This window comes from Chamaesiphon sp., assembly GCF_041738855.1.
In the GTDB taxonomy this organism is placed as follows: Bacteria; Cyanobacteriota; Cyanobacteriia; order Cyanobacteriales; family Chamaesiphonaceae; genus Chamaesiphon.
Genome location: NZ_JBGSPA010000168.1, coordinates 1 through 5,553, shown reverse-complemented (window position 1 = coordinate 5,553; position 5,553 = coordinate 1). Strand labels below are relative to the sequence as shown.

Annotated in this window: 5 protein-coding genes; 3 read left to right on the top strand and 2 right to left on the bottom strand. The window is 47.5% G+C overall.

Features of this window, described 5'->3' with window-relative positions:
* Positions 1-282 precede the first annotated feature (282 nt).
* The gene (locus ACEW9I_RS17405; RefSeq protein WP_373541594.1) at positions 283-1,653 is read right to left on the bottom strand and encodes a hypothetical protein; all 1,371 of its coding nucleotides are present in this window, start codon (positions 1,651-1,653) and stop codon (positions 283-285) included.
* Position 1,654: 1 nt separating this feature from the next.
* The gene (locus tag ACEW9I_RS17400) at positions 1,655-1,807 is read right to left on the bottom strand and encodes a hypothetical protein (protein WP_373541593.1); all 153 of its coding nucleotides are present in this window, start codon (positions 1,805-1,807) and stop codon (positions 1,655-1,657) included.
* Between the two features lie 54 nt (positions 1,808-1,861).
* On the opposite strand from ACEW9I_RS17400, the gene ACEW9I_RS17395 reads away from it, so the two are divergent.
* From ACEW9I_RS17395 to ACEW9I_RS17385, 3 genes are all read left to right on the top strand, one after another.
* Positions 1,862-2,578: a heme oxygenase (biliverdin-producing) gene (locus ACEW9I_RS17395; RefSeq protein ID WP_373541592.1), complete on the top strand. Its 717-nt coding sequence runs from the start codon at positions 1,862-1,864 to the stop codon at positions 2,576-2,578.
* A gap of 368 nt (positions 2,579-2,946) precedes the next feature.
* Positions 2,947-3,888 carry a DUF2382 domain-containing protein gene (locus ACEW9I_RS17390; protein ID WP_373541591.1) on the top strand — a complete coding sequence of 314 codons (942 nt, stop codon included), beginning with the start codon at positions 2,947-2,949 and terminating at the stop codon, positions 3,886-3,888.
* A 374-nt stretch (positions 3,889-4,262) separates the two neighbouring features.
* Positions 4,263-5,348, top strand: a complete 1,086-nt coding sequence (locus ACEW9I_RS17385) for a spore photoproduct lyase family protein (protein WP_373541590.1) — start codon at positions 4,263-4,265, stop codon at positions 5,346-5,348.
* Positions 5,349-5,553 lie beyond the last annotated feature (205 nt).

Sequence of the window (5,553 nt, the reverse complement as noted above, 5' to 3'; positions counted from 1 at the left end):
AAATCTATTCGTAAACCCAACGTCAAATTGATTATTGCCCCTTTTCCTGAACATGTACGAAGTGGCGACCAATTCTTCTTTAAGCCATCTTCTCAAACCCGCTTGACAACTGCGATCACTTCTTAACTTGTCACGAATGCCCATCCCGCTCCAAAAAACAGCAAAAAGCGAACTAAGGCGTTGGTGCTAATCTGACTCCAAAAATATCGCCCAATCGGTGATTTTGGCTCTTTGTCCATAGTGGTGCTCGCTCCTTGTGTAATGCTCTCTCGACTCTTCAACCTACAGATACTCCATCAATCTCGGTCTGACGCCAAATAATGTCAGGATCGCGATACTACCCAGCGAGACAGTAGCAATTACTTCAAAGTTTGCCAATCGAGCAGTGCCAATTTCAATATTCTTCTCGAATTCCTGTTTATTTAGCTCCATTAGTTCAGTATGCTTATTTTTATATCGATCGAATGCCCAATTTGATTCACCTGGATTGTTACCGATACCCAAAGCGATCGCTTCAGCAATTTTACCATTCCTCGCTAATTGGCGAATTTGTTTATCGATCGTGAGATAGTCATTAAATAATTTGAAGGTGTCGATCGCTAGTTCTTTTTCACCAGCAAATGTAATATTATTCAAAGCCTTGGCAAACAATCCCCCAATCCCAGGTGTCGATTTGCCTTGAGTAGTATTAACAACAATACTATCGCGAGATCGATTGGCTGGAATTGTCAGAATTTGATTGATGTTGTCATCAAAAGATCGTTCGTGTCGATCGGCATTTGCGCGATCGAGTAGATAACGACTTTCATCAGCATTTGCTTGATAAGATAGCGATCGCATTTGACGTAAAGCACGTAGCGAATCAAAAGCATCTGCCTTGGCTACTTTGAGATTGGATGATGCACTAGTAAATGAGCTAATTGTATACGCTAGAAATACGATCGCGATCGCTGTAGCACCGACTAAAGGTAGATTGAGCATCCGGCGCATTCGTAAGTATAAAAATATTTGCAGGAATACTAAAACCGCAACCTGCAACAATCCTAGCGTGATAATTATGAAACTAATTCCGTTATTAATCCCACTTTGGCTGATGTATGACTTTTCTAATTCCTGACTATTTAATAAACTCAGTTGTGCGGCTTGCGGGATGATTTCGCGATCGATTAAATTAGCCGCACTTTGATAGATACTCAGCACACCAAGGCGATCGCCTCGTTTGTGAGCATCACGGGCTTCCTGTAATTTCAACAGGTAGGCACTATTATGCAATTGCAAACTTTGGACGATTTTTTCTTCGCCTGGATAAACAATGTTTTTAGCAGCAGCTACCAAGCGATCGGCAATTTTCTTCCGGTTAATTTCAAACTGTACTAACGCTCGGCGATTGTCTCCAGGCTTTAGTAACAATTCATTTGCCAAACTCGCATCCAGATCGGCAAAAGAATCTTGCAGTTGCTGTGCTGTTAATACGCTGGGAGCGGTATCTTTGCCGACAGTCTCGATCGCTTGGCGTTGAGAGTTGACGGCGTAGATACTACTAATTAATAGCAATCCACTCACTGCCCAGATTGTGTACCAACTACCACGCACAATTTCGGGCGTGTTAAATTTCTTAATTAACTTGGGAGCGGGTTTAGAAATAAAAGTCATATCATCGTGCTTTCAACATTGGCGTGGCGACTATCCCGATCCGATCGGCTACCGCACGAGCGAAACATCTCGTGCGGTACTCATCTTGGACGCCGCTCGTCAGGTACATGTAGCATAAGTTACAAATTTTATAAATCTTAATAGAAATTCTCATCAAATTATTCTAAGCTAACAAGTCAGTGGATATATATATTCGGAAATTTTTAAGATGACTTCTAATCTCGCTACTAAATTGCGTGAGGGTACTAAAAAATCCCATAACATGGCTGAGAACACAGGCTTTATCGCCTGCTTCTTGAAAGGAACTGTTGAGAAAAAGTCCTACCGCAAACTAGTCACCAATCTCTACTTCGTCTACTCAGCGATGGAAGAGGAAATGCACAAACGTGCCAACGATCCCCTTTTAGCAAAAGTATTTTTCCCCGAACTCGATCGCAAAGCTGCGCTCGAACGCGATCTCGCTTTTTACTATGGTACCAATTGGCGCGAGCAAGTCGCTCCATCAGAGGCTACCAAAAAGTATATCGCACGGATTCATGAAGTTGCCGATCGTGACCCTGCGCTGCTGGTAGCCCACCTCTACACCCGCTACCTAGGCGACCTCTCCGGCGGTCAAATTCTCAAAAAAATCGCTCAGAATGCCATGAAGCTTACCGACGGTGAGGGCACAGCGTTTTATGAGTTCGAGCAAATCCCCGACGAGAAGGTATTCAAAGCCAACTACCGTCAAGCGATGAACGATCTACCCATCGACGAAGCCAAGGCTGATGAAGTCGTCGCCGAAGCCAATGCCGCCTTTGGGATGAACATGGTCATGTTTACCGAACTAGAGGGTAATCTCATCAAAGCGATCGGGATTCAATTATTCAACCTCCTCACTCGCAAACGCAACCGCAACAATAACGAACTAGCCACCGCCGAGTAAGTCGAGACTGGGAGAATGGGAGCTAGTAAAACAAGGGGACTAATCGCTAATTATAGTTGCTAGTCCCCTTGCCCCTAAAACCCAAAGCCTAAAGCCTAACTCCTAACAAGCAAGTAAGTGGATGGGCGTAATTAAATATAAGATATCGCGTAGGGTGGGCACTGCTGCTGGTCGGGTCACCCGCCCAGTCCACCAGCTAGGTTTTAGGCATAGTCTATTTTATAAATAATTGCACCTACCTACTTAGCTCTATCCAATGATGCTAACTAGTCGATCGAAACCTATAGATCGAAAGATAACCATCACCCATCAGATTTTTAAGATCGAGTCATGTGTCTTCCAAGTTATTGTTGAAGGATTAAATTAAAATGGCTCTCTACAAAATCAAAGACTTCGATCCAGATTATGTCAAGCATATGAACGATCGCGATCTCAAAGGATTGGATGTCTATACTGGTACTGAAAAAGTTGGCTCTGTCAATGACCTGATGGTCGATGAGAATGGACAGTTTCGGTATTTTATTGTTGATACGGGTGGCTGGCTCGGCGGCAAGAAGGTATTATTACCGATCGGTCGCGCGCGGGTAGACTATGATCCCGATCGGGTCTATGCAGACAATCTCACCAAGGCTCAAGCTGAGTCTCTACCGGAATTTACCGAAGATCTCCGCATAGATTACGACCATGAAGAGCAAGTGCGAGGTGTTTATCGTCCAGATCGATCGACTCAACAACGCAACACAGCTACCACAGGCAGCATTGGTACGAGTAGCACCGAGCGCACACCAGCGATCGCATCCAGCGAACCCATGCTTGCGCTAGAAGATGAGTATGCGGAAATTGAAGGTGAGTATGTGTACGATCGCAATACCTATCAGCACGAACGCGAACCTGACTTGTATCAGGTGAATGAGCAAAATCATCCCAGTTTCAAGCTCTACGAGGAACGGCTAGTAACTAGCAAAACCCGCCAAAAGACTGGCGAAGCAGTCATCAGCAAGCGGATAGAAACAGAGACAGCCCAAGCTTCCGTCCCAGTTGAAAAAGAACGTGTCGTCATCGAGCATGTGCCAGGGAACGCAGCAACTCCGGTCGCGCCCGGTGTAGCAACTTTCCAAGCGGGCGAAGTATCGCGGGTGGAAGTATATGAAGAGGTGCCTGAATTTCACAAAGAGGCATTTGTCCGCGAAGAAGTACGGGTCAACAAGGTTGTCGAGCAAGAAAATGTTACCGTCCAAGACACGATCCGGCGGGAAGAGTTGGCTGTCGATAGCGAAGGCAATCCAGTAGTCAAGCAAAATCCGAACTAGCTCCCTTCGCCTTCGCTTCCACCTTTTTCCCAGTGTGGGAGCGGGTGTATCCACAAGTCGGCTAGACTACATTTAAATGTGGGGTTACCACCCTACCCTCCGGGTTGGAGTGGGAAATCCCCTCCTCGGAGCGACGTTTTTATGCGGGGTAACCCCCGCGTAAAAAAACGTCAAGACAGGCGTGCTGTGCAGGGTGGGGTGGGTAGATCTAAAGCAAGCCACTCAAACAACTCGATCGATCCAAATCATTCATTACTAGCAACCCAGATCCGTGCGGTCTATACACCGTGAGATCCCTACCCAGAGTCAGTTATCGAGAGCTGCTAACTCAGTCATAATAGAAATAGGCTCCCTTTCAAAAGCCATTGCTAATCATGACAACTGCGTCTACATCGATCGTTCCCACCCCCGCTGTCGCACCTCAGTCGAGACTCTGGATGCCAGAACAGGTACTATTTACACCTGCGGCGATCGCCGAACCTTGGGGTCAGCAAATACTCGCCCGGGTTGAATCCTTGAACTTACCGATCGAAATCCTCGATCGCAACCGCCTGACTGGACTGCGTGGCGAAAATGAGCGCGAAACATATCAAATTTCCAAGCGGACTCTAGCCGTAGTTGTCGCGCCGCCGAGTAGTCTCAAACTCAGCCCCATTCCCCCCTCTGCTGACTGGCAGTTTCACCTCGCCGAAGGCTGTCCAGCTCACTGTCAGTATTGCTATCTCGCAGGTAGTCTGCAAGGGCCGCCAGTCATCCGTGCTTTTGCCAATCTCCCCCAGACGCTGCAACACCTGGGAGCTTACGAACGCATGGGTGAAGGCACTAGTTTTGAAGTCAGTTGCTATACCGATCCGCTCGGCATCGAGCATCTGACAGGTAGCTTGGCGGAGTGTATTCGCTACTTTGGTACCCGCGATGATGGCTATCTGCGGTGGGTTTCCAAGTTTGATGGTGTAGATGCTTTACTCGATCTACCTCACAACGGACACACCCGCTGTCGGTTCAGTGTCAATGCCTTGCCGATTTCGACCCGATTGGAGGGTGGAACGGCGTCTGTGGCGTCTCGACTCCAAGCTTTGCGAAAATTAGCACTGCCGCCTGCTCGTGGCGGTGGCGGCTATCCGGTCGGTCTGGTCATCGCCCCGATTATGCCGATTGAGGATTGGCGATCGCACTATACTCAGTTGTTCGATACGATCGCTGAGGCATTGGATTTTGATTGTGACTTGACATTCGAGCTGATTTCCCATCGGTTTACACCAGGCTCCAAGGAAACTCTACTAGAGTGGTATCCCAATACCAAATTGGACATGGATGAGTCAACCCGCAAGGTCAAACGCAATAAGTTTGGTGGGATCAAGTATGTCTACGATACTGATATTATGAAGACGCTTCGCACCTTCTTCGAGAGCGAGATCGCGCGTCGCTTCCCCCGCGCCAAGGTGCTGTATTGGACTTGAAGCTATGCGATCGAATCGATCGATGCTAGCTTCGTTTTACTACCGCCTACGATTGTGTCTTGTCGTTTTTTTATTCGGGGGGAACCCTAGACATAAAAACGCCGCTAAACCCTCGGGTTCCCCGAGGAACGCAAGCCGCAAATCGTGGCTCATGATGCAAAGTCCGCCTACGCGGACCAATATGTCAGTCCGCGTAACGGCGCGG